Genomic DNA, 23380 nt, shown 5'->3' on the forward strand with positions numbered 1-23380 from the left:
CAGGGCACCTTTTCGCGCGGCTTGTTACTGCATTATTGGCCGAACATTTGCTTGCCTTTGGTTTTGAATTCTTCGGCGATTTTCTCCGGCGTTTTCTCCCCGGCGAACAGCGCCTGGATGGCCGGCTTCTGCACTTGCTCCTGGAACTGCTTCAGCTTCGTCGACTTGTCGACGTCCAGATTGCTCTCGACCGATCTCGTGGTGCTCTTCATGAAATTTTGTGCGGCTTCCCAGTTGTACTTCTGGGCTTTGCCCTTGCCTTCGTACATTTTCGCCTGGGACTTGCGGACGAACGGCAGGTTCAGCTCGTTGGAGGAGTTCCCCGCTTTCGCGCCGCTCAGCGCTTCCATCACGAGGAAAGCGTTCTTCGCGTGCTGCTCGCCCTTGTCGTTCTTCTGCTTGAACATGACATAGCCTTCGCCCATCACGTACGTCTTGCCCTGCGCATTCTCATGGTGCGGAACCGGCAGCAGGACGAATTCGATTTTCTCGCCCTTCACTTTGCCCGCGTCGATATCTTTGTTGCGGTTGGCGATAATCGTATCGTAATAAGGCAGCGCTTTGCTGATGACGGCGGCTTTGCTGTCGTAAAACATTTGCGTTCTTTGCTGCGGGTTGAGTCCGCCCGTTTCCTTCGGCATGACGCCGTCCTTCATCAAGCCGTCGATGAATTTGAGGGAATCGAGAATTTTGTCGTCGTTCCAAATGAACTTGCCCTTCTCGTCCAATACGTCGACCAGACCGGCGTTTTGCGTAATCAACTGGCTGAAATCGAGGCTGGTGCCGTCCGTCACGAGACCGTACTGCATCGAGCCGTCAGGCAGCTTCTTGGTCATCTTCTTGGCGATGTCGCTGAATTCGGACCAGGTCCAGCCCTTCTCCTGAATCTTCTTCCAGTCGACGCCCGCTTCTTCCAAAATGCGCTTGTTGCCGCCCCAATTCCATTGTCCCGCGGTCAGCGGCAAGCCGTATTGCTTGCCTTGAATTTTGCCCAGATCAAGCATGCCCGGCAAGTAATCGTCCTTGATTTCCGGGGTCAGGAACTGGTCGAGCTGGATGGCAAGCCCCGTGTTGACATAGTGCCCCGACACCGCATGGTAATACAAATCCGGCGGGTCGCCCGCGTTCAAAGCAATGTCGAATTTTTTCGGACCTTCGGCCCAGGACAGCACTTCGTATTCCACTTTAATGTGCGGGTACTGCTTGTTGAAATCGGCGATCAGTTCCTTGATGTCCTTCTCGTAATCCCCATGAACCGGGTAGGCCCATACCTTGACGGTGTCGGGCTTCTTGTCGTCTTTCGCCGCTTCGCCGGCCGGGGCGTTGGCTCCCCCTTCTTTTTTGGCGCAGGCGGAAACAAATACGAGACTTAAGGCTACCGTCATGGCAAGCAGTTTGCTGACCTTCATACATCCATCCCCCTAGTTAGCTTTTATGATTAAGTTTAGTCATGCCGTTCGCAAGTTCCCGGATCGCCTGACGGCTTCGGTCGAGGTACATGACGGACTGCTCGTAGTTGTTGCTTGCGACCCCGAGGTATAAAATATCGATCACGTTAAGCTGGGTAATCCGGGACGACATCGCCCCGCTTCGGATCTCGTTCTCCGTCGAGGAGATGCAGAGCGGAATGTCCGTGTACTGGGCGAGCGTCGTGCTGCCGTACTTCGTGATGCCGATGGTTACGGCGCCGTTCTGCTGAGCGGCCTTCAGGGCGGCGATGACTTCCTTCGTTTCACCGGAGTACGAGATGCCGACGGCGACGTCCTCTTCGGTCAGGGTAACTGCCGACGCAAGCTGCACATGCGGATCGGCAAAGCAAAAGCACGTCCGGTTGATGCGCAAAAATTTCTGCTGCGCGTCCTGACCGATCAAGTTGGAAGCGCCGATGCCGAAGAAGTAAATCCGCTTCGCCTCATGAAGCGCCTGCACCGCCTTGGACACCTGCTCCAAATCGAGAATTTTCACCGTGTCGTGGATCGCTTGAATATTATTGTTGGAAACGTGCTGCACGATCGTCGCAATCGAATCCTGCGGCCGAATTTCCTGGTAGCCTTGCACGCTCCCCGTTTCCCGGAGGTCTCCCGCCACCTTCAGCTTCAAATCCTGGTAGCCCTTCACGCCCATCGATTTGCACAACCGGATGATGGCGGCCTGACTGGCTCCGCTCGCTTCGGCCAACTGGGCGACGGACAGCTCGATCATCCGCTCGGGATGCGCGAGCACGTACTCCGCGACCTTTTTCTCCGAAGGATTCAGCCCTTCTAAAATCTCTCTTAACCGAACCAAACCTCCATGCATTGCGCTCACCCCCTCTTTTTATGTAAGTTATTATTACATATTACGTTACTAAATAAAACACAATGACGTTATTGATACCGTTTCCAACGATCAAACTTATTATAGCCCATTTGAAATTTTAAATCAATATTATTTTTACAACGTGAAATTTTGTTTTACAAACTAAGCTTCGTTGTCTTATACTCAAATTAGCAAAGAAGGTGATAAAGATGGAATACATCGTCGGAATCGATGGCGGAGGCACTAAAACGGAAGCGATCGTCATCGACACTTCGGGCAACAAGCTCTTCGGCTGTACGGGCGAATCGACGAATTCTAAAGCGATTGGCTTCGAGCGGGCTTCCCGTCATCTGGAAGCCGTGCTGGACGAAGTGCTTCAACATGAAGCCTGCGCAAGCGGACGATGTCTGGCCGTCTGCATCGGCATGGCCGGCACAGATACACCGGAGGAAAAGCAAGCGGTCGAGGCCATTCTTCGGGCCTATCAGGCCCGAATCGGCGCTTCGTTCGAGGTGTTCGTGCGCAACGATGCGGAAATCGTCCTGATGGCTTCGCTTCGCCGCGAATACGGCATCGCCGTCGTCTCCGGCACCGGCTCGATCGTCTTCGGCTGCACGCCGGAAGGCCGGCGCTACCGGGTCGGCGGCTGGGGGCATCTGCTCGGCGATGAGGGAAGCGGTTACCAAATCGGACTTCACGCGCTGCAAGCCGTGATGCGCAGTCACGACGGCATCAGCCCGGCAACGGCATTGACGGATATGATCCGGCACACGTATGGCTTTGACTCGATTACCGAACTGAAAACGTACATCTACGGACCGGACATCCGCAAAAAAGACGTCGCCGCCTTCGCCGAACTGTGCATCAACGCAAGCAAGCAAAGGGATGCCGTTGCCTTGCGCATTATCGAAGCCGCGGCTGCGGAGCTTGCCGTCGCGGCGGCAGCCCTGGTCCGCAAGGACGCCTGGTTCCCGGATTCGGACCTTGTGACGACCGGCTCGGTGTTCAAGCATTCTCCTTTGTTCGCCGATACGTTCCGGCAGACGATCTCCGAAACGTTCCCCGGGTTGCGCCTGCACCCGGCTTCCGAGCAGCCCGCCGCTTACGGCGCCGCCTTGCTCGGCTTCGAGCTCTTTCAAAGAACGCGATAAAGGAGCAGTCCCTATGTATAACCTGCTGAACGAATTAACTACCGAACAGCGCAATCCGAATACGACGCAAATCGACCGGCTCAGTTCCGAGGAAATCGTCCGGCTCATCCACGCGGAGGACCGTTTGGTTACCGAAGCGGTCGGCCGCATCCTGCCGCAAGTCGCACAGGCGGTCGACCGGATCGTCGCCGCTTTTCAGCGGCAGGGCCGGCTGTTCTACATCGGCGCCGGCACCAGCGGGCGTCTCGGCATTCTCGATGCGTCCGAATGTCCGCCGACCTATGGAACGGACCCGTCCATGGTGCAGGGCATCATCGCGGGGGGCTTTCAAGCGGTCAAGGACCCGGTCGAGGGCGCGGAAGACAGCGAGGAGCTTGGCGCGAAGGATATCGACGAGCATGGCGTCACGGACCGCGACGTAGTCGTCGGCATCGCTGCCAGCGGCCGCACCCCTTATGTACTCGGCGCCATGAAGCGCGCGAAGGAAAAGCAAGCGACCGTGATCGGCTTGTGCAATAACGAGCACACCCCGATGGCCGGCATCGCCGATCTGATGCTGGAAGCCGTCGCCGGCCCGGAGGTCGTGCTCGGCTCGACCCGCATGAAATCGGGCACCGCGCAGAAGCTGATTCTGAACATGCTGACGACCGCCTCCATGATCCGCATCGGCAAAGTATACGAGAATCTCATGGTCGACGTTCTGCCTTCCAACGAGAAGCTCGTCTACCGTGCCAAACGGATTATCGGTATGGCGACCGGCGCGCCGGACGATGTGATCAGCGAAGCATATAACGAGTCCGAAAGACATGTCAAAACCGCGATCGTCATGATTTTGGCAAAGACGGACCGGGACGGCGCGCGCGAGCTGCTGGAACGTTCGGGCGGCTTTGTACGCCAGGCGGTGGCGCTGGCGAACGGCAATTAACACGGGATCGAGAAACAAGGAGGAGAATTTACGGTGGCAGACATACGGCTCGTCCGTCCGGACGAGATGGCCGAAGCGGTCACGCTTTCGGACTCGATTTTTCGCGATGCGCAGCAGATTTCGATGAAGCCTGCGTTTCCCGACGTGTTTTCAACGGCCTTGGGCCAGTCTTACGGAGCGTTCGAGAACGGCAAGCTGGTCTCGTTCATGGGACTCGTGCCGGTCACGATCCGCATCGGCAAAGCAGCGCTCGCCACGTATCAGCTCGGCTCCGTGGGCACCGATCCGGATGCCCGGGGTAAAGGCTACGCCAGCCTGATTTTACATCGCATTTTTGAACATATCGACATGGCGGGAGCGTCCCTGCTGCTCATTTCGGGCGGCCGTTCCTTATACACGCGGGTCAATTGTCTGCCGTTCGGCGTTGTCCGGAGGTATACGGTGGATGCCGCTGCAGCACAAGCCCTGCAAAGCCGGTACGCTTCCGAAGGAGTGCGGGTGCGCGATCTCAAGCCGACCGATTGGCTGTATCTGCGGGAGCTGGCGGGCGCAAGATTGGCCCGCTTCGAGCACAGCGTCACCGACTTGGCGAATCTGGTCCATAACGAGGCGCTCGTCAGCTGCATCAAGATGAAGCACCGGGTGCTCGTCGCCGAGCGGGACGGCAAGCCTGCGGCGTTTCTTGTCGCCGCCGTGCCGAATCCGCCGCTCGTCCCAAAGCGGATTCCTTTCCTGATCGAAGCCGCCGGGGACGGCCCGGCCATTGCGCTGCTGGCCGCGCATGCACTCAAGCGGCTGGAGCTGGAGCAGATCCAGCTCCCGGTTTCCGTGCACGAAAGCGATTGGCTGGAGGCGCTCGAACCGGTGCCGTATCAAGAGGAACCGAATCAAGGCACAGTCTACGTGGTCCGGCCCGAGCGCTTGATCGAGCAGCTCCGGCCGTACTGGGAGGAAGCGGCTCAGGGCCGTCATGAGGCGCTCCGCGTGCAATCGGCAGGCGACGGCCGGGTCAAGCTCGAATACGATGGCTTGTCGGCAGAGCTGGACCCGCAGGCGTTCATCTCGCTCGTCTTCGGAGGAGACGAAGGCATGGCGGAGCATTCCGCGCTTCGCAACTCCTTGAAAGAGCTGTTCCCGGTGCCGTTTCCGTTTACGGCCGGGTTGAATTATGTGTGATCGGGCTTCGGGCCCGCAATTGAAAAAAGACCGTTCTCTTCTGCCCTGGTGGAGAGCGGTCTTTTTCGCGTTCTAGATACTTGCCTGATCCACTTAGAAAATACTTTTATTTCCACATAAGATGCATACTTTTTTAAATAAACGAATTATATATGTGGTGGAGGTGAGAGCTATGATTTATACGGTAAAACCGGGGGATTCACTTCAACATATTTGTCACAGCTTCCAAGTCAATCCAGAGCGACTGATGACCGTTAACAGAATGACCGTTCCCGTAATTTCCCCGGGTCAGTCGTTGATCATCCCTGCCACTCCCGCGAGCGAACGACATTATTCGGAGAAAGGCGAGGCAGCACCATGGAGGGAAGCGGAGGAAAACGATTGGCGGAGCGAAGAAGTGCCTCGTCCCCAAGATACGCAACCCATACCCGGTACGTGGCCTGATTTCCCGGAAGTTAAAAAAGGCCATCAAATTTCCGTCTTCAAAGCGAGAGATATCAGGAAAAACATTCCCATATACAACGCAAGAGCCGCTTATTTCTTTATGAGCAAAATGGCAGTAGAAGCAACGGGATGCTTTTCGATTTGCGACCATTCCGTCAGCCCATGCGGAAACTGTTTCAGGAGTGAAACCGTCCCCTTCTATGTCATCCCTCATAATACAAATTGGGTAAGTCTAGGGGATTATGGAGTGGTTATCAATACGAGAACAAAAGAAGCGGCATACGCAATTTGTGCAGATTGGGGCCCTAAACAAGATACCATCGTGCTTGCGGGGAACACGTCGTTCTCAGGTAAAATAGGCGAAGGCTCGGTTGATCTCGGTAAGCGTCTCAACATTAAGGATATCACGCCAAACCCGTTAAGAGCCTTTGAGCCTTTCGGAATTCTGTATATTATATTTCCCAATTCAGCTAACGGCGTTAGAACGATTAAGAGTGTGCCGGAAATAAACCGGGATGCACATCGTTTTTTTAGAAAATGGGGAGGGTGGCCTCAGGCTAAGTTCGTGCTCGATGAGCACTATAATATTACGATCTAATGTCTGTTCGCCCAAGGAGGGAGGATCATGTGGTATATTGTACAACCGGGAGACTGCTTATCCCGAATTTCCCAGCATTTCGGTGTCCCAATACAAACATTGATTTGGACAAATTCGATATACAACGGCACCTTATATATAGGTCAGAGACTTTTTATCCCTTCGCCTTCGAGAGCTAACTTAACCTATTATGTGAAGGTGGGAGATACGTTAGACTCGATTGCCAGACAATTCAACACCACCAAACAAGCGATAATGCAACTCAATAAGTTGGACAGCGACTTCATTGTTCCGGGGCAAAAACTGCAGATTGAGACCCGCTTCGATCTTACCGACCAGACCACCGCGCCGTATAACAGCCAAGCAGACGAGGCGGCAGCCTCTCCCGAGCAAGATTTGCCAAGCGACACGCCCATGAGACCTGCTCAAACTTATAAGGTGGATATCGGAGATACATTAGACTCCATTGCCCAAAAATTCGGCACCACCAAAAAAGCTATCATGGAACTCAATAAACTGGCCAGTGAAGATATCAAAGCAGGACAGATTTTAACCATACCGAACGGAGCCCGTAGTTTCAGACAACCCCCTACTCACTTGCGCCATCCGTCCTCTCCTGTTCTGGCCCCCTATAAAATAGAGTATATGACTTTTCATGATAGCGGCCTGCAAGCCAATATTAAAACATGGAAAGCGGCCGGCAAAAAAGGGACTGCTTTTTTCTTTGTGAGCAAAATGTCTGTAACTGCCGCCGGTGCTGCCAAAGCCTTCCATCGGAATAACGAGTTGGCATTTGATTTTTTGAACAAAGCCGGTAGCGAGGGATACTGGTGGGGTCTGGTCACCGATTCTTCCGGAAACCCTCTCGTTCAAGGAAGCAATGACCCCGCTCCAGGATACTATATTTCCAAGACCGTTCTATCGGATTGCACGAAGCCGGTTTCCGACCCAACGAGATATCTCGATGCCACCGTAATCCCCTATATTGCGCTTCCCGCCCGCCAAATGATGGGCGCTAAAATCGGAGACCTTTGTATGGTGATGAATACGATGAATAACAAAATTGGCTACGCAATCGTCGGCGACGCGGGACCAGACGATTCTCTCGGTATCGGTTCGATCGCTCTTGCCGCGATGCTTGGTATTCCTTCCAGTCCCAAATCAGGAGGTGTCGAGGACGGAATCTTATATCTCGTATTCGCACAGAGTGGAGAAAATATATGTTCGCCGAAAACGCCCCGACAAATCACGGAACAGGCTCAACAGTTATTTGAACAATGGGGAGGAATGAACCAGATTTATACCCTGTTTAGAAAATTTCCCCTTAGCTATAAAACCACCCAATAATCATGCTATCGGGCTTAGGCCCGCTTTTTTTGCGTTGACAAACGCTTAAAGCGGATTTATATTACTTTATAGTAATGTTACTTTCGAGTAATATATCTCTGTGAAGGAGCGGTTGTCTTGTCCACTCTCGTCGTCGTTATTCAAATTATACTGGCCGGAATGTTCTCCATTTCTTCCTTTATGAAACTCAAGCGTACGCCGTCGATGGTTCAGCATTGGAACGAATACCGTTACCCAATGTGGTTTTTGACCCTTACGGGCTTGGGAGAGCTTGCGGGCGTCATCGCGCTTCTTGCGGGCTTCCTTTTTCCCGCGCTGCTGCCGTACGTCGGCGTATTCTTCGTCGCCTTGATGCTGGGGGCGATTCACGCGCATCTGTTCCGGGCGAAGCACCGGCCAGTAATGGCCGTTAACGCCGCTTTCATGCTTGCGCTGTCCATTGTCATGATCATTGCGACATGGTAAACCCCTACAGCAAAAATAGACCGCCATCCCTCGAGGACGGAGCGGTCTATTTTTAGTTTAAACCTTTTTGGGCTTCACTTCGATCACTTGCTTCGGTGCATTCCACTTCACTTCATAATGAAGCGCCTCGCTGACGAAGCGCAAAGGCACCATCGTCTTCTCGTTTCGAAGGGTTGCCGGCACCTCCAGCCGGACATCCTCGCCGTTTGCTCTGGCCGCCGGATTGTTCAATTGCAGCCACAGCACGTAGCCCTCGCGCTCCGCCGAGACGGTCTCCTCTTGGGGACTCCATTCGTATTTCGACCGGTGTCGGAGAGACGGGATACTTCGGCTTGCGTTCCGTCAAACGACAAACCCAGCTTCTCACTCAGTGGAGTGCGCTGCTCGGTGTAGATCGGCATCCCTTTGGACACCTCCGCTGCGATTCGGTCCGCCGCGCTTCCATCCAACGCGCCAGCCGCGCGTCCGGGCAGGACGAGCAGCTTCACCTTCGTCCAGTCCATCCGGCCAAGGGAGCCGGGGTCCGTCATCGTGACGGACTGGCCCAATGCCCGAAGCATCCGGACGTACGGTTCGTTATCCTTCGCCTCGGGAGCCGTAACCAAGACGACGTCTTCTCTCGGCGACGATTGGACCTCCTGCGCATAGACCCTGCTCCAGGTATAAGGCTGCCAGGCAGCCAACATCACAAACATCAAAAGCATCGAAAGTGCCGCTTTCTTACTCAACGCTTCCACCCCGTCGATTAGTATGCCTTGCTTCTTCAACCGGGGCGCCGTCCCTTGCTGCTCTTGCTGCCTTTACTGCTTTCCGGCGTCCCGCTTCTCCTTGCGCCGCACCCGAATAAACACGATCAGCAGCCCGATCAACAGCACCGGTATAAGCACCATGAGCCATACTGGAATACCGGGCGCTTTCCCCGCGGGATTCGATGCATTGCCTTCTTGAGCCGTCTGCGAGTCCGAAGGTGCGGCAACGGCGAACACGGCTTTGGCCTTGTTCATAATGACGACTTGGCCCGGCTTTTTCGCGTTCTTCAAATATTGCAGCAGATTCGGATGAACGAAAGAGCCCTGCTCCCCTCCGGCGACGTTCACTTTCTGGAAGACGGCCATCACCCGATTTTCGTTCCAGACCGACGGCTGAATCCAGGCCGCATAATCGGTCGTCTCGTTAATTGCGTTGTACTTCCCAAGCTGCAGCCGGTCGTTATCCGTCGGGAGCAGCAGCTTGTCGCGCAGCTTCTGAAGCGACGGGAATTGGCCGAGGTCTCCCGGCACGAGCACGTGGTAATCTTTAAGCTGCTTGAGCGCTTGATCGTCAAGCGGTTCGCGGAATACGGCGATCCGCCGACTCGTATCGGACGCCAAGTCCCCGGCAAGCCGGGAAAGCTGCGACAGGAACGTCCCGTTCACCTGCTGCGGCACGAGAATGGCCGTACGTTCCGCCCCTTGATCGCTTACAAAAGGCGCGGGCCAGTGCTGGAACGAGCTGTCCTTCGACATTTCGTGAGGCACATGGAACGTGCTCGCTTTATCGATGAAAATCCACCGGCCATTGTTAGTGTCCCCGGTACAAGGTCCCTCGGTCCGGCCGATATTGGCTGTAAATACAATGTCCAGCGCACCGCTGCTGTCCTTATCCTGCAACGCGGAGGTTAGAGGAATGCTCACCCTGTACGTATCGCCTTGATGTTTCGTTTTGGTCAATTCCTGAAGAGATACCGTATGCGGGATGCCGTTCACCGTTACCGTCAATCCGTATTTCCCGTAACGGTCAGCCCCGGCTTCCTTCGTTTTTTTCTCGGTCTTGCGCTCTGTCTTCTCCCCGATATCGGCAATCAGCAGCGGAGAGATCTTCAGCTTCAGGTCAAGCGAGCTCTCGCCGGTCAGCTTCCAATAGGACGGCACGGTGACGTTAAGCTTGCCGGATTCCGGCTTCGTCTCGTTCAGTAGCAGATGCTCGGAGCCGAACGAAGCAAGCGTCAGCTTTTTCGGCTCGTCTCCTTCATCCGCGACCACAGGCGTCTGCTTAATAACCAAATGACTTCCGGTCAACTGCTCCGCAAGCTTCGGATTCGTTAAGACGCGCAGCTTCTCCGCGATCGCCTCATCCTTGGCCGCGGACAGCAGCAGCATTTGCTTCGTCCCGTTCTCCCCCGCCTCTTCCAAGGACATATAGTCGAGCGCCAGCTCTTCGCTCTCGGTGCGAACGCCGTTCTCCTCGACGATTTTTTTCACCGGGCCGGTCCAAGCTCCGACGCTTCCCATGGCAATGACATGGGCCGGTTTGCCGTCCGCCTTCGCCCATTCCGACTCCGTCATCATCGGAACCGGCTTTTTCGCCGCCGTCAGCGACGATAACCGGGCCGCCAGCTCCAAAGCGGAAGAAAGCAGCTCGGACGACGGGGCGTCCGGCACGACGATCACTCCGTACACTTCGTCCGTCGTTCCCGGCTCGACGAATGGATGCGGGAACTCCTTCAGCGGGTCCGCTGTCGTCCACGTTGCTTTCGAATCGATATAGACGAAAGACGAACGCGCGATTTGCAACCAGTTGGCCGGGTTGTCCGGGTCTTCGCAGAAATCATCCGAGACGACGCCATGCTTGGCGAACGTCAACTTGTGAAAGCCGGGCTTCGCTTCGTCCGCCCCGAGCGCAAGCGTCACCTTGCGCTGCTTCGCCTCCTCCTTGGTCAAAAACACGCTCTGCAGCGGCTTATTGTCCACAAGGACGGTCAAGGTAGATTGGGAGGGCAGCAGCAGGTCAGAGTAGCTAAGATCAAGCTCCAAATAATGGTTGCCTCCAAGCTCGGCTTTCGGAACATTATAATATACGTCGTAGGAACGGTCTACGCCGGTCAGCATAATCGGCTCGTTGGCGAAGCGGTGCACGTAGCCCGGCGACAAAGCCGATACGTTCGAATCGGTCGTGACCGCCGTCCCCTCTTTCCAAGCGGTCGCTTTCACCTGCCGCCCGCCTTCCGCCCCTTCCGCCTTGACGACGGACGAATACGATCCGGACGCCACAAGGACGGCGCCCAGCAATAAGATGGCCTTCCGAAGGCCGAAACCGTTGTTCATTGTTCTCTCACACCTATTCGTTGTCATGATACGGCTTCGCCCTTCTTGTCTTTCGAGAAGCGTTCCGTCTTGTACCATTTCGTCTCCTGACGAAACAGCACGCGTTTGATTTCCAAATATAAGGCATAAATGACCAATGCGATCCACAGCTGGGAATAGGTAAAATACATCAGCAAAACGATCGCAAAATTTTTCATCGTAAATTCCGTCTTTTCGATACTGAGCGCAATCATCACTTCCGTGGCGTACAGGAAGAACGCCAGTATCCACAAAATGATCGAAACGATGCCGACATCCAGATGCAAATCGACAAACAGGTTGATGACGAACAGCAGGTCCGATACGATCACGCCCATAAAAAACATAAAGTACGTGAAAAAGAAGTACACCAGATCGAACACGATCCGCTTCTTTTTCAGCGAGAACAGATGCCGCATAAATTTCAGCACGACGTACTGATTGCCGCGCGCCCATCGGGTCCGCTGCTTCCACCATACCTTCCACGTTTCCGGCTCCTGCTCCCACGTGATGGCCGCGGGAAAGAACCGGATATAATAGCCGGCATCGTAGACGCGGATCGTCAGCTCCGTATCTTCGGCGAGCGCTTTCTCGTCCCAGCCTCCCAGTTGCTCGATCAGACTGCGGCGGATAGCGAAGTTCGTCCCCGGAATCGTCGTCACCCCGAACCAATTGAACCGTCCGGCCTGCGCCATCCACTGGAAGGAAATAGTCTCGATGTTAATGAATCGCGTGAGCAGGTTGCGGGCTGCGTTCACAACGCGGAATTTCCCGACGATGACCCCTGCCGCCGGATCGTTCTGCATCGCCAGAACCAGGTAATGAACCGCCTGCCGTTCCGGCGTATTGTCCGCATCGTAGACGACGATAATTTCGCCGCTGGAATGGAGCAGGCCTTGGTTCAGCGCGCCCGACTTGCCCTTGCCCGCATTGGGCGGCTTGGTGTGCACCACCTTGACGCACGGATATTTGGCCGCGTAGCTGTCCGCGATTTCTCCCGTCCGGTCCGACGAATTGTCATTCACGACGATGATCTCCAGCCGGTCCTTCGGATAATCGAGCCGGACCATCGCTTTAATCGTGCGCTCGATCACGACCTCCTCGTTGTGCGCGGGAATGAGGATGCTCACTTTGGGAAACGGGGCCTTCGTTTGCTCCCACTTCTCAATCGGCTTCCTGTACCGCAGGTAATGCAGGTAACCCCCTTGCATCAGAAACATATGGTACAAGAGCATGATCCAGATCATCGTTAACGATAGGTAAAATAAAATTTCAGCCATGGATGCTCCGCTCCTCAAACAACTGCTTTCGTAAGCTCATTCGAATACGCAGCGTATAGATCAGAAACGCAATGACCGCCAGCGCAACGACCGCCGCAATTCCCCATAAAATTTTCTGCGAAACTCCCATATCAGCGAGCTCCGGCAGCGGGCGGGAACCGGTCGTCATCACAAGCGGCGTATTCGTACGATCCACCGCTTGAAACCGCTCCGACGGCTTATGCTCTAGACGCTTCAAATCAATCCATTCCAGCCCGGGGACGCTTTCTACCGCCGCGAGAAATTCCTTGAGCCGGTCCGCCCCGAGATAGGGATGATAAAACATGCCAATGACGCCGCCGCTCACGAATTGCATTTGCCGCACTTTTCTGGCCGTATCCGCAGCCGTTGAAGGCGAGACGGCATCGTAGTAGCCGATCGTTTCCGGCAGCAGGGTCATGCCGTGCAGAAACGCGGGGGCCGTGACATACGGAGCCGTGCTCATCCGCTGCCAATCGCGGTCGCCCAATTGAACCTGCCCGAGCACGTATTGAAAATATTCCGCAGCCACCCGGTACCCTTCCTGACTCATCGTGTAGTGCGGTGCCTCGAAGCCAAGCGGATACAGCCCCAGCTCCGTCAGCTCCTTAATCCCGCTCTCCAGCCGATGGCGGGTATACGATTCGTTGAATTGCCTGTTCTTCTCCACATAGCTCTCGTACGCTTCCTTGCTCGGGAAGTCGTGCCTGTGCCGGACCGTAACCTCGCGGTCGGGCTCGTCCATGATCGGAGCATTGTTCTCCACATCCCAGAACTCGAAGCCTTCTCCGGTCTCCGAATGTCTGTATTGGTGCGTATATCCGTGCAGAACGATGCTTGCGCCGCGCTTCTGCAGCTCTTTCAGTACTTCCACCAATTTCGGCGTATCCTTCAAACGCAGCTGCTCGTGCGTAACCGGATTCGTGTACACCGGGATAAGCGCAATCATATAAGGGATGCCCTTGTCCTCCAACACGTCGCCGGCCGCCTTCAGCAGCACGGGATCGGACTGCGGGTGGATGTCCTCCAAGCGAATGTAGGCCGGATGGCCCGCCGCAGGCTGTTCCCGGAAAAAGGGATAGAGCCCTTCTCCCAAATAATAGAGAAACGGCGCATCCAGATTGACCGCGGAAAAATAATAGCTGTTCCGGCCCACCGCAAGCAGCGGATACGCCTGCTCCCCCTTCCAGCCCTGCAGCATCGCTTCGCCTCGGCGGAGCGCGATCTGCGCAATCGGATAGGTCTGATCCAGCAGGTCGTAGGAGGAGTCGTCCCGCTTCGATACTTTATGAATCGCCACCTTTTGCTCAACCGACATGTAGGAAAAGCGTTCGCCGAGCTGCCCGACATTTTCGCCGACAGCCAGAAACGGCCCGCGGTAGGCCGCCATGAGCTGCGCAGCCTGCTGCGGCAAAGCTCTGGGCACCGCGCCGTAGTACACCAAATGCGAAATGTCGCGAAGGTCTTCGCTCTCCACGGCTTCGTCGCTTTTGAACACAACATTCCTCGCAAAATGGCCCAGCAGAAGATCCAGAATCCGGACCGATTCGCTAATCGTCCCGTCCTCCGTCGTATACACGACCAATATTTTGCGGGCGTTGTCCGCTTCTTTCGCCGCCGAAGCCCACGTCCCGTGCGAAATTCCCAGCAAAAGCAGCAGCACGCCAAGCCAGGCGACGATCCGGAACGTTCTATGGAATATATTGCTCAAGCTCATCGCTCGCATGCTGCACCAGCTCCTTCTCGTCGCCCAGCCCCTCGTTATAGCTTGAAACGCCGAAAGCTACACTTAGCGTAACGGCTTGTTTCTGATTGGCAAGCACATGGGTTTTGAACAAGCCGCCGATTTTTCCGATGACGATATCCGCATTTTCTTCCTCGGTATTCGATAAGATGACGGCGAACGTGTCGTCCGCCATGCGGAATTTGCGGTCGGTCATTCTCGTATGATTCCATAAAATACCGGAAAGGGATTGCAGCAGATGAAGCGTCTCTTTGGCGCCGTACAAGGTTTGAAACTGCTCGAAGTACTTGACTTGAATCAATAGAAGCGTAAACGGCGCGCCGGTTCTTCGGGAACGCTTGAACTCATCCTCCATTTCGAACAAAAAGCGCTTGTAATTGTCGAAGCCCGTCGCTTCGTCAATGGTGACAAGCTGATCGAACTTTTCTTTCATCTCTTGATTTTCTGCCGCCATCGTCGCGACCCACTTGTGAAGCATGCCGGTGACGACCGGCGCCGCAAGAATCGCCGCCATCCAGATAACGATCTCCTCCGCAGACAGAAAGATCGCGGAAGATACGAATGCTTTCCATAACAGAATGGACCCGAACACAAACATGACGGCAAGACTGAGGCCGAGCCCGGCCACCAAGCCGAATACCGTCCCCGCGATGCCGATGAGCAGAACGGCAGCCAGCAAAAGCGCCTTGTTCCAGGAGAGCGGAGGCGACCCGAACGCAAAATAACAGGCAAGCGGCGTAAGCAGCAGCAAGAGGAGCTGATAGAAGAGATAGGTTTGATTTTTAGCGTAAAAGCCCTTCATCGTACATTTTCCTTTCCGCCAATAACGGAACGAGGTTGTCGAAAATATGCGTATCGTCGTCGAACACAAAACCGCCATACCATTCGTTCGCGGGGTTCAAGATTTGAAAGCGCAGCATCCGGTAATACAGCGATTGGGCAAACTCCCGGTCCCCGAGCTCCACAGCGCTCAGGATCGCTAACCCGTATGCCGCCGGAGATTCGAAGTCTACCGAGGGCAATTTGGATTGAGCATGGTACCTTCCGTACAGGACGCCATACTTCTGGAATTGTTCCTTGAGCAAGGACCAGACTTCGTCAGAGGGAATACCCGCTTGGGCGCGATGGTAAACAATATACAGCTGATCGATCCAATTGATCTCGTCGTTGTACAGATACGTTCCTTTATCTAAATCGTAGGAAAACGGGAACCACGCGTCGCGCGTCGGGAGATTCTTCAAAAAATCGACCGCACTTGTGTAGACCGGTTCGCTCAGCTTGCCGTGCTCGTACATCGCTTTGAACGCAGAGACATGCAAGTAAGACAAGGTTAAGACATTGCTTTTCCATGCGGAGGCATGGTCGTAGAAATCGGAAAACCGGCCGTCCTTAACCATATTTTGGGCAATGCTGCCGGAGATCGTATCCGCCAGTTGGGTATAAGAAGGCTTGTCCCAGCGACGGCCGGCCTTGTACAAGGCGTCCGCAATCCGCAAATCATCGATCAAGGCGTTGGTGCTGACCGCTTCGGACGACGCACCGACCTTCCAGTAAATCCAGCCGTCGTCTTTGAGAAAACGGGCTTGCAGAACGCCGACGTTTTGCTCGAATAAGGTCTTGTCGCCCTTCTGGACCGCGTACTGGAGCCATAGCCCGATCGATTCGGAGAGCGCCTCTTCGCCCTGCGCCACATCCCGGCTCGCGGCCGCGTGCGGCTTCACATTCGTTTTCAGCGTCCCGTCCGCGTTCACCATGTGCCGTCGGATAAACACTTCTCCGGGCAGCCTGTCGCTCCGGGGTTCCGGATCGTCCGCCTTTCCCTTCGACGCATTCGATGCGAATGGCCCTCCTGCCAGCAGTAAAGCGGCGGCCGTCAGCATAACCAATACAGCAACGGTAACATAAGCCCACCTCATTTTCGTTTCCGTTCCTTTCCCATCCGGCAGCGACAGCTTGTAAGGTCTGCAGTCCGTTGTTTGTATTTGTGAACAAAGATGTTTGTTTTTACGAACAGCGTACCACTGATACTTGCGTTTAACAACTGGTTACGGAACTTTTTTTTGAAAGGCCATCCGGGAATAGAAATACGCCCGGATGACCATCTCCGGGCGTTACTTCCGATCAGGCGCGGAGCTTAAATGCGCTCGCCTGCTTCTTTATTGCACATCGTCCGTCATGCTGCTCTTCCAAGCTTCGCTTCCGTCAGCGTTCCTGACGGATTCATGCGAAACGGTGGCTTCCTGCACATCTCCGAAGCCCCAATGGCTTTCCGCGACATCCGGGAACTGAGGGGCAACCCCTTTCAGCGGACCGCGATACAGCATCCGGTTAATCATCGTTACCGCTTCGATTCTGCGGATACTATCCGCAGGCTTGAAGGTTCCGTCCTCGTATCCGGCAAGAAATTTTCCGCGGTACAGCTCTTCAATCGCATTCCCTGCCCAGTGTCCTTGGACATCCTTGAAATGCGTCTCGCCGGACGCGCTGATATTCAGGCTCAGGAAACGCGCCATAACGGAGGCCAGTTCGCCACGGGATACTTTAGCTTCCGGACGGAAGCTGCCGTCTTCGAAGCCGTTAAAGTAGCCGTATTTCGTTGCAATCTTGATGTAATTCGCCGCCCAATGGCTCTCTTGAACATCGTTGTACGCAAGAGCGTCGGTTACTTTGGCATTTTCCTTCATTCTCGCAACAATCGCTGCCAGCTCCGCACGGGTCAGAGCGTTCTCCGGGTGAAACTTGCCATCCGGATAGCCTAAAATGTAACGTTGATGCTTCAGATTTCCGAAGCGGTCGGAAAACACTTTAATTTTGACCGCAGAGTCGGCCTTTGCAGAGCTCGATGTATTTCCTTCAACCGTGAACTTTCCTTGAATGTCGAACTCTGCGTCCGCTGATGTGACCGCTCCCCATTTCAGCTTCAGCTTGTAGCTTCCCGCTTGACCGGCCGACAGCTTGCCGACTTTCCACGTAACCGTGTTTCCGCTCACGGTACCGCCGTCCGCATCGATCACTTCCGCTCCTGCCGGGATCGTTACGGTGACTACTCCCGCATCTATCGAGAAGACGGATTGGTTCTTATAATCGACCGTAATCGTCGATTGTTCGCCTTCTTTTACAAGGTTCTTATCCACAGACAGATTCAAGGTAACGTCGGATGTTGCAGACCCGTAGTAAAATCCGCCGCCGTACGAAGTGGATGAAGTGTTACTCGCAGGAATTTGCCGGATCTTGAAATCGAAGGCTACGATATCTTGCCCGACGTGAATAATGCCGTCTTTAATGTAGCTATCCGAACCGTTGGCTGCAGGAGCATTCGGTTTCGTCACCAGCGTGCTGTAATCGTAGTACCCCGCTTTGGTAGCGACAATATAATAGTCTGCATTCGGATACACCATCCAGGCGTACTGCCCGGCAGCGTCCGACAGCTGCGGGTTATGATTCTTATTCGGCGCAAAAGCCGGCAATTCAGGCAATTCGACAGGTGTGTGCGGCGTACGGCCGTTTTGTTTATTCAGCTCCGTATCTGCCCAATACAGCTTCACGGTAACCCCGTCAACCGGCTTTCCGGAAGCCTCGTCGGTAATCGTGCCGTAAGGATCGATCAAGGAATAGACGACGGCTAGTTCCCCGTTTTGCTTCACCGTGACGGTTGCCGACGGTCCGGCCAACACGGTGCCATTCGGCGCTTTAATCTGGTACGAAATTTTGTACTGGCCGCCCGGCACCTTCTCCAATTCAAAGCTTCCGTCAGCTTTCAGCGCCAGCGTCGATTGGAAATCGGTCCCGTTGATGCCTTGGATGACGGCGCTGACGTTGCCGCTTCCGAACAAGCTTTCCGGCGTCTGCTGCACATTTGAAGCGGAAGGCGCGATAAACAGTTGACCGCTGATTTTGTTCGCGGAATCAATTTTTTGGCCTGCCGCATTCAATTGGCCTACGACCGCCGTTTGCGTGCTGTTTAAGGTTACCGTCCGGTTTCCGAGCTGTACCGGCGTTTGAATATTCAGCGTATAGGCGAAGTTGCCCCGAGGTACCCCGATTTGGTAAGAACCGTCTTGTGCGGTCGTTACGGTCGAAGTGAAATCGACGATTCCGTCCCCGTTAAAATCGGCGGAAACGGAAATCGTTGCCCCTGCCGCCGGTTTTCCTGTCACCTGGTCGATCACGATCCCTCGAACGGCTGCAGGCATGTAAGTCACTTCTATACTTTCCTGCTTCGACAATCCCGATTTCGGATCTTTCGCCGATACCGTGATCACTTCGTTCAGAGGCGCAAGGCCCTGAAGCGCCGGTGCGGTGTACTCGATGGAAGCAATCCCTTGTTCATTCGTAATAGCCGTTACATCGTTTTTCGTATTTCCGAAGTGGAACGTAACCGGCACGCCGGCAACCGGACTTCCGTCCGCCGACACGACGCCCGCACTCAACGTCACCTTGGAGCTGCCGTCTCCCGGAATAGAGTCAGGCGATTTTTTCAATGTTAAGTTGAACGGCGGTACCTGCTCTTGAACTACGATGGTTTCCGTCGCGGTTTTCCCGTCGTAGGTTACGGTAATGATGGCCGTTCCCGGAGCTTTGGCCGTGATCACGCCGTTCGCATCGACCGAAACGATATCGGGATTCGAGGAAACGTAGGTTGCTTTTTTCGTTACGTCTTTGATGCTTTCGTCCAAATAAACCGCTGTCGCCTGCGTCTGAAGAACGGCACCCGGCACAAGCGTAGAGTTGACCGGAGTTACCACCAGATCGCGCAGCGTCGTTGTCGTGGTTCCCGTTGCGCTGGAAGCCGGCGATTCGATCCCGTTGCTTACCGCACTTACCGTAAAGTTATGGTTCGTTCCCGGTTCAAGTCCCGTCACCGTATAGCGGGTATCCGTTACGCCGGAGGCAATCAGTTTCCCGTTGTCGTAGATGTTATAGGACTGCGCGCCCGGAACCGCATTCCAGCTTACCGTTGCGCCCGTAGATGTTACATTGTCCGTTGCGACCCCTGTCGGAGCGGCAATCGGTACCGTAATCGTGGCTTGCAATGTTTTTCCGTTATAAACGGCATTGATCACGGTCGTTCCTGCGCCCACAGCCGTAACAAGCCCGCTCGGACTGATGGTGACTACGTTGTTGTTAGCCGAGCTGAACGCGGATTGATTCGTTACTTCGACTTTGGTTCCGTTCGAGTAAACGGAGGAAACGACCGTTTGATGCGTAGAGCCGATCGGCAGCGTATAGCGGGTGCTATCTAACGTAAGGCCTGCCGAAGTCGGAAGCGTTACGCTGTTGGACGGCGCGGATTCCATCACGCCGTTCTCGCCGCTGACTACCGCCGTCACGGTAAATGTCGCAAACTCTCCCGGTGCAAGACCGGTTACCTGGTAAGTGGCACTGCTGACATTCGTCGCATACAACGCTCCGTCTTTATACAGATTGTAATACGTGGCGCCGGTCACGGTATTCCAGGTCAGCTTGTTGGCCGTCTCCGGGGTCGTTCCGGCTTTCAGGTTCGTCGGCGAAGCAGGAATCGCCACGGTAGCATAGGCGCCCCCGACCATCACCTTGGCCGTAACTTCGCCCGAAGGCGGGTTACTTCCGAAGTCCAGAACCGTCGTTCCCCGGCCGCTGCCGTCCGAAACCGCATCCTTGTTCGTCAGAGTGCCCTGCGTCGATGCAAAGCTAATTGGAGCATCCGAAACCGGATTTCCGTCGACATCATAAAGTGTGGCAATGACTCGGAACTGACCCGGTTGCCCGGTCGGCACGGCATTGACGGTTACGTTCGTCGGAGCCTGCTTGTATTGATATTTCGTCGTATCGATCGGATCCAGCTCGTTTGTGAAATACCACGAAATGATATCGTGTCTCTCGAAAGCGCCGCCCGTTGCCGAGGTAAACCCTGCATAAACCCCCGGCTTCCCTTTGAAGGTGTCGGCTAAATCGATATTATTGACATTCAGTACAGGGGTCGTCGGTCGCGCTTCCGTACTGCTGATATAAACCTTGACGTTTTTATCGGCTCCGTTGTAGTCGATCCACGAATAATAGTCTGTGCCGCTCGAAAGATTAATGCCTTGCGAATTAAGGAAGTTGCCAGCTGTATACCAACTGGGGTTCGAGTTTTTGACGTCCCCGTTTACGGCCAGTCCGATATAATTGTTCGACGGATCGAGCTTGTCGTCGTTTTTATACGTATCGTATTTCACCGCAAAGCTCGGCTCGATTCCCCCGTACCCGATGCCTACTCCTACCGACCCCGCAGTGTTGGACTTGGCTTGAATCGTAAAGGTAATGCCGTCGGCCGGATTACCTAAATTATTCTCATTCGGCCGGAATTTAAAAAACGTGCTGAACGAGTAATTATCTCCTGGTGCAATAAGCTTTTTGTTAAATGCCGTGCCGAACTTGTTGGTTAATGCCTCGGTTAAACGCAATACCTCGCGGCCTTTATTATCGGTAGCCACTTTGGCAGTGCCGTTTAACGAGAACAGCGCGAGTTGTTTCTCATTGGAAAAATCGTCATTCTTATAGGTAACCCACTTCACGCTGTCTTCCGCCGCATGAGCCCCCAAGGCTGGCTGCAGCAGGGTTACCACCATGGAAATCATGAGCAGCCATGACATCCATTTCAATCGATGCTCTTTCATCGTTCCCGCTCCTTTTTCATCTTCTCTCTCCTGAAAAAAACAATCTTACTTTCCGGTTTTTGTATTCACACCTCACCCTCATTCTTTTTAAAGAACAATTTTTGCTCACTTTACCAACCGCTTCTGAACAAAATCTGAACACCTTGCGACAAAGACAGCCGTTCGAGTCTGTCCCGGCCGCCAGGCGCACTGAGAAACAAGTAAAAAGAGAAAAATCAGCATCTTTTTCCCAATACGTCCAAATTTTAATTTTGTGAAATAATTAACATTTTTTCGTTTTAAAATGCAGAAGAGGACGAAATTTTGATATGATCATAGTTAGGAAAACGGCGGTTTTAAGCCGTTCGTTGGAACGAACGTTTTTTTGCCGGATAAGCAAGCTTTTTAACTAATAGATTACTTTTGCATACAGAAAGAGGAGGGCGCGAATTTGGCCACTCAACTACACGACAATGGGGTCGGGTTTGCACGGTTTGCGCAGAGCGAGGTGCGCCGATGATTCGGATCATTCTTGCAGACGACGAAGCGCTGGCGCTGTTCAGCTTGCAAAAGCAGCTTGAGAAGCTGAACGGCGGCGTCATTGTCGGCGCCTATCAGAATGGGGCGGAAGCCGTCGAGGCGGTGCTGCGCGAGAAGCCGGAAGCCGTCTTTTTGGACATTGACATGCCGGAGCTGAGCGGCTTGGAAGCGGCCGAGATCATCATGTCGCACCTGCCGGAAACCGAGATCATCTTTGCGACGGCTTACGAGGAACATGCGCTCAAGGCTTTTGAGCTGGCGGCGATCGATTACTTGCTGAAGCCTGTCTCCACGCAAAGGCTTGCCAAAACATTAACCCGGCTGTCGCAGGTCAAGGCCGCCAAAACGGAACCGGACCTCCTCGCGGTCCGGTCGTCTAGCACGAAGGAGCAGGTTATGATCCGCTGCTTTCAGACGCTGGAGATCGACGCAGGCGAATCCGGGCCCGTGCATTGGCGAACGAACAAAGCGCAGGAGCTGTTCGCCTACTTTGTTCACCTTCGGGACCAGCCCGTGCGCAAAGACGCGCTGCTGGAGCTGTTCTGGCCCGATATCGATCCGAAGAAAGGCTACACACAGCTCTACACGACCATTTACCAAATCCGCAAAACCGCAAATGCCGTCCATCCCGGCATCCGGATCGTCAGCGGGGATAAAGGGTACCGGCTCGAGCTGAACGGGATCGGCGTTGACGTGGTGACCTGGGAGGAGGGACTGCAAACGGCCCCTCCGCTCAGCGAGCATACGTTCGCGCGGCATTTGCAGCTGTTGGAGCTGTATCGCGGCGACTATTTGGAGGATTGCGGCTATTGGTGGGCAGAGAACGAGCGGGAGCGGCTGCGTATGCTGTGGTACCGGCACGCGATGCGCGTCGCGGCTTTTCTGGAAACGAGCGACAATGCGGCGGAAGCTTTCCAGCTCTATTTCCTTATCCAGCGTCGATTCCCGTTCACCGAAGAGGTATACTGGGCGCTGATCAAGCTCTTTACGTATATCGGGGACCGGGTGTCTGTGGAACGGCAGTACGATACGCTGTCGCAAATGCTGCACGACGAATTCGGTACGAAGCCGGCGAGAACGCTTGATCAATGGTACCGGGAGCGGGTTGTTTAAAAAATGTTCAGAACCTTCGTCTATACTCAGGAGACGGTTTCTTCGCGTGCGGTGCAGGTACGTGCAAGAAGCGTAGTTTCTTGAGGCGGTGATACATTTGGCCAAAATTATGGTCGTAGACGATGCCGCATTTATGCGGATGTTTATGAAGGATATATTGGAGACGGCGGGGCACGAAGTCGTATGCGAAGCGTCCAACGGAAGGGAAGCGATTGAGAAGTATGTTACGTTTCGTCCGGACCTCGTCACGATGGACATTACCATGCCCGATATGGACGGCATCGAAGCGTTGAAATTGATTATGGAACGCGACCCTGCGGCGCAAATCATCATGTGCTCGGCGATGGGGCACCGGGAGATGATTGTCGAGGCGATCCGAAGCGGAGCGAAGGATTTTGTCGTCAAGCCGCTCCAAGGCTCGCGGGTGCTGGACGCCGTCGACAGGCTGCTTGAGGTTTAGAGAGAAAGACATGAAAAAAGGAGGCTTGGAATGCCTCCTTGAGGTTATTGAGAAACCCGCTTCGCCGCGTATAAAATTCTCAGCATACGCCGGTGGGGTATAT

General features: G+C 54.5%; 18 protein-coding genes. 8 read left to right on the forward strand and 10 right to left on the reverse strand.

The genetic code is table 11. From position 1 onward, the window contains the following. Positions 1–32 precede the first annotated feature (32 nt). Together QJ48_RS23200 and QJ48_RS23205 are read right to left on the reverse strand one after the other, a co-directional pair. Positions 33–1409: an ABC transporter substrate-binding protein gene (locus QJ48_RS23200; RefSeq protein WP_054975856.1), complete on the reverse strand. Its 1377-nt coding sequence runs from the start codon at positions 1407–1409 to the stop codon at positions 33–35. Positions 1410–1425: 16 nt separating this feature from the next. Beyond that, complete coding sequence (locus tag QJ48_RS23205; RefSeq protein ID WP_054975857.1) at positions 1426–2298, reverse strand: MurR/RpiR family transcriptional regulator; 873 nt, start codon at positions 2296–2298, stop codon at positions 1426–1428. 209 nt (positions 2299–2507) lie between these two features. Here QJ48_RS23205 and QJ48_RS23210 point away from each other — a divergent pair, with 209 nt between their 5' ends. The 6 genes from QJ48_RS23210 (at position 2508) to QJ48_RS23235 (ending at position 8404) form a co-directional block, all read left to right on the forward strand. Beyond that, entirely contained in the window at positions 2508–3449 is a 942-nt protein-coding gene (locus QJ48_RS23210; RefSeq protein ID WP_054975858.1) for a BadF/BadG/BcrA/BcrD ATPase family protein, read from the forward strand. A gap of 13 nt (positions 3450–3462) precedes the next feature. Then, on the forward strand, positions 3463–4374 hold the full coding sequence (murQ, locus tag QJ48_RS23215) for an N-acetylmuramic acid 6-phosphate etherase (protein ID WP_054975859.1): 912 nt from the start codon (positions 3463–3465) through the stop codon (positions 4372–4374). 33 nt (positions 4375–4407) lie between these two features. Beyond that, a complete protein-coding gene (locus QJ48_RS23220) occupies positions 4408–5550 on the forward strand; it encodes a GNAT family N-acetyltransferase (RefSeq protein WP_054975860.1) in 1143 nt (380 codons plus the stop codon). A gap of 172 nt (positions 5551–5722) precedes the next feature. Further along, positions 5723–6592, forward strand: coding sequence for a LysM peptidoglycan-binding domain-containing protein (locus QJ48_RS23225; RefSeq protein ID WP_054975861.1), 870 nt, complete (start codon positions 5723–5725; stop codon positions 6590–6592). A gap of 27 nt (positions 6593–6619) precedes the next feature. Next, positions 6620–7939, forward strand: a complete 1320-nt coding sequence (locus QJ48_RS23230) for a LysM peptidoglycan-binding domain-containing protein (protein WP_054975862.1) — start codon at positions 6620–6622, stop codon at positions 7937–7939. 117 nt (positions 7940–8056) lie between these two features. After that, a complete protein-coding gene (locus QJ48_RS23235) occupies positions 8057–8404 on the forward strand; it encodes a DoxX family protein (RefSeq protein WP_054975863.1) in 348 nt (115 codons plus the stop codon). A gap of 57 nt (positions 8405–8461) precedes the next feature. Here QJ48_RS23235 and QJ48_RS23240 read toward each other — a convergent pair whose 3' ends face one another. The 8 genes from QJ48_RS23240 to QJ48_RS23275 all read right to left on the reverse strand — a co-directional run bounded on the left by QJ48_RS23240 (position 8462) and on the right by QJ48_RS23275 (position 21185). After that, positions 8462–8650 (reverse strand): copper amine oxidase N-terminal domain-containing protein, encoded by a 189-nt coding sequence (locus QJ48_RS23240; RefSeq protein ID WP_054975864.1) that lies wholly within the window; start codon positions 8648–8650, stop codon positions 8462–8464. Beyond that, a complete protein-coding gene (locus tag QJ48_RS23245; RefSeq protein ID WP_054975865.1) occupies positions 8632–9171 on the reverse strand; it encodes a hypothetical protein in 540 nt (179 codons plus the stop codon). Before QJ48_RS23245 ends, QJ48_RS23240 begins: the two co-directional genes overlap by 19 nt. A 33-nt stretch (positions 9172–9204) precedes the next feature. Continuing rightward, the gene (locus QJ48_RS23250) at positions 9205–11487 is read right to left on the reverse strand and encodes a cellulose biosynthesis cyclic di-GMP-binding regulatory protein BcsB (RefSeq protein WP_054975866.1); all 2283 of its coding nucleotides are present in this window, start codon (positions 11485–11487) and stop codon (positions 9205–9207) included. Between the two features lie 23 nt (positions 11488–11510). Further along, a complete protein-coding gene (locus QJ48_RS23255; RefSeq protein WP_054975867.1) occupies positions 11511–12785 on the reverse strand; it encodes a glycosyltransferase in 1275 nt (424 codons plus the stop codon). After that, positions 12778–14529 (reverse strand): polysaccharide deacetylase family protein, encoded by a 1752-nt coding sequence (locus QJ48_RS23260; protein WP_054975868.1) that lies wholly within the window; start codon positions 14527–14529, stop codon positions 12778–12780. The genes QJ48_RS23255 and QJ48_RS23260 overlap by 8 nt, the downstream gene beginning before the upstream one ends. After that, positions 14495–15349: a diguanylate cyclase domain-containing protein gene (locus QJ48_RS23265; RefSeq protein WP_054975869.1), complete on the reverse strand. Its 855-nt coding sequence runs from the start codon at positions 15347–15349 to the stop codon at positions 14495–14497. Before QJ48_RS23265 ends, QJ48_RS23260 begins: the two co-directional genes overlap by 35 nt. Next, entirely contained in the window at positions 15330–16463 is a 1134-nt protein-coding gene (locus QJ48_RS23270) for a glycosyl hydrolase family 8 (protein ID WP_157261732.1), read from the reverse strand. Before QJ48_RS23270 ends, QJ48_RS23265 begins: the two co-directional genes overlap by 20 nt. Before the next feature lie 240 nt (positions 16464–16703). After that, entirely contained in the window at positions 16704–21185 is a 4482-nt protein-coding gene (locus tag QJ48_RS23275; RefSeq protein ID WP_054975871.1) for an S-layer homology domain-containing protein, read from the reverse strand. Positions 21186–21680: 495 nt separating this feature from the next. On the opposite strand from QJ48_RS23275, the gene QJ48_RS23280 reads away from it, so the two are divergent. Both QJ48_RS23280 and QJ48_RS23285 read left to right on the forward strand, forming a co-directional pair. Continuing rightward, positions 21681–22817: a response regulator gene (locus QJ48_RS23280; protein WP_054975872.1), complete on the forward strand. Its 1137-nt coding sequence runs from the start codon at positions 21681–21683 to the stop codon at positions 22815–22817. A 97-nt stretch (positions 22818–22914) separates the two neighbouring features. Beyond that, complete coding sequence (locus QJ48_RS23285; RefSeq protein ID WP_054975873.1) at positions 22915–23277, forward strand: response regulator; 363 nt, start codon at positions 22915–22917, stop codon at positions 23275–23277. Positions 23278–23380: the final 103 nt, after the last annotated feature.

It is taken from the genome of Paenibacillus sp. A3 (assembly GCF_001399685.1).
Taxonomy (GTDB): Bacteria; Bacillota; Bacilli; order Paenibacillales; family NBRC-103111; genus Paenibacillus_G.

Coding starts and splice junctions, on each gene's coding strand:
- QJ48_RS23275 (WP_054975871.1), bottom strand. CDS start 21,185: ATGAAAGAGCATCGATTGAAATGGATGTCATGGCTGCTCATGATTTCC.
- QJ48_RS23255 (WP_054975867.1), bottom strand. CDS start 12,785: ATGGCTGAAATTTTATTTTACCTATCGTTAACGATGATCTGGATCATG.
- QJ48_RS23250 (WP_054975866.1), bottom strand. CDS start 11,487: ATGAACAACGGTTTCGGCCTTCGGAAGGCCATCTTATTGCTGGGCGCC.
- QJ48_RS23230 (WP_054975862.1), top strand. CDS start 6,620: ATGTGGTATATTGTACAACCGGGAGACTGCTTATCCCGAATTTCCCAG.
- QJ48_RS23280 (WP_054975872.1), top strand. CDS start 21,681: ATGATTCGGATCATTCTTGCAGACGACGAAGCGCTGGCGCTGTTCAGC.
- QJ48_RS23260 (WP_054975868.1), bottom strand. CDS start 14,529: ATGCGAGCGATGAGCTTGAGCAATATATTCCATAGAACGTTCCGGATC.
- QJ48_RS23210 (WP_054975858.1), top strand. CDS start 2,508: ATGGAATACATCGTCGGAATCGATGGCGGAGGCACTAAAACGGAAGCG.
- QJ48_RS23270 (WP_157261732.1), bottom strand. CDS start 16,463: ATGAGGTGGGCTTATGTTACCGTTGCTGTATTGGTTATGCTGACGGCC.
- QJ48_RS23265 (WP_054975869.1), bottom strand. CDS start 15,349: ATGAAGGGCTTTTACGCTAAAAATCAAACCTATCTCTTCTATCAGCTC.
- QJ48_RS23205 (WP_054975857.1), bottom strand. CDS start 2,298: ATGCATGGAGGTTTGGTTCGGTTAAGAGAGATTTTAGAAGGGCTGAAT.
- QJ48_RS23200 (WP_054975856.1), bottom strand. CDS start 1,409: ATGAAGGTCAGCAAACTGCTTGCCATGACGGTAGCCTTAAGTCTCGTA.
- murQ (WP_054975859.1), top strand. CDS start 3,463: ATGTATAACCTGCTGAACGAATTAACTACCGAACAGCGCAATCCGAAT.
- QJ48_RS23225 (WP_054975861.1), top strand. CDS start 5,723: ATGATTTATACGGTAAAACCGGGGGATTCACTTCAACATATTTGTCAC.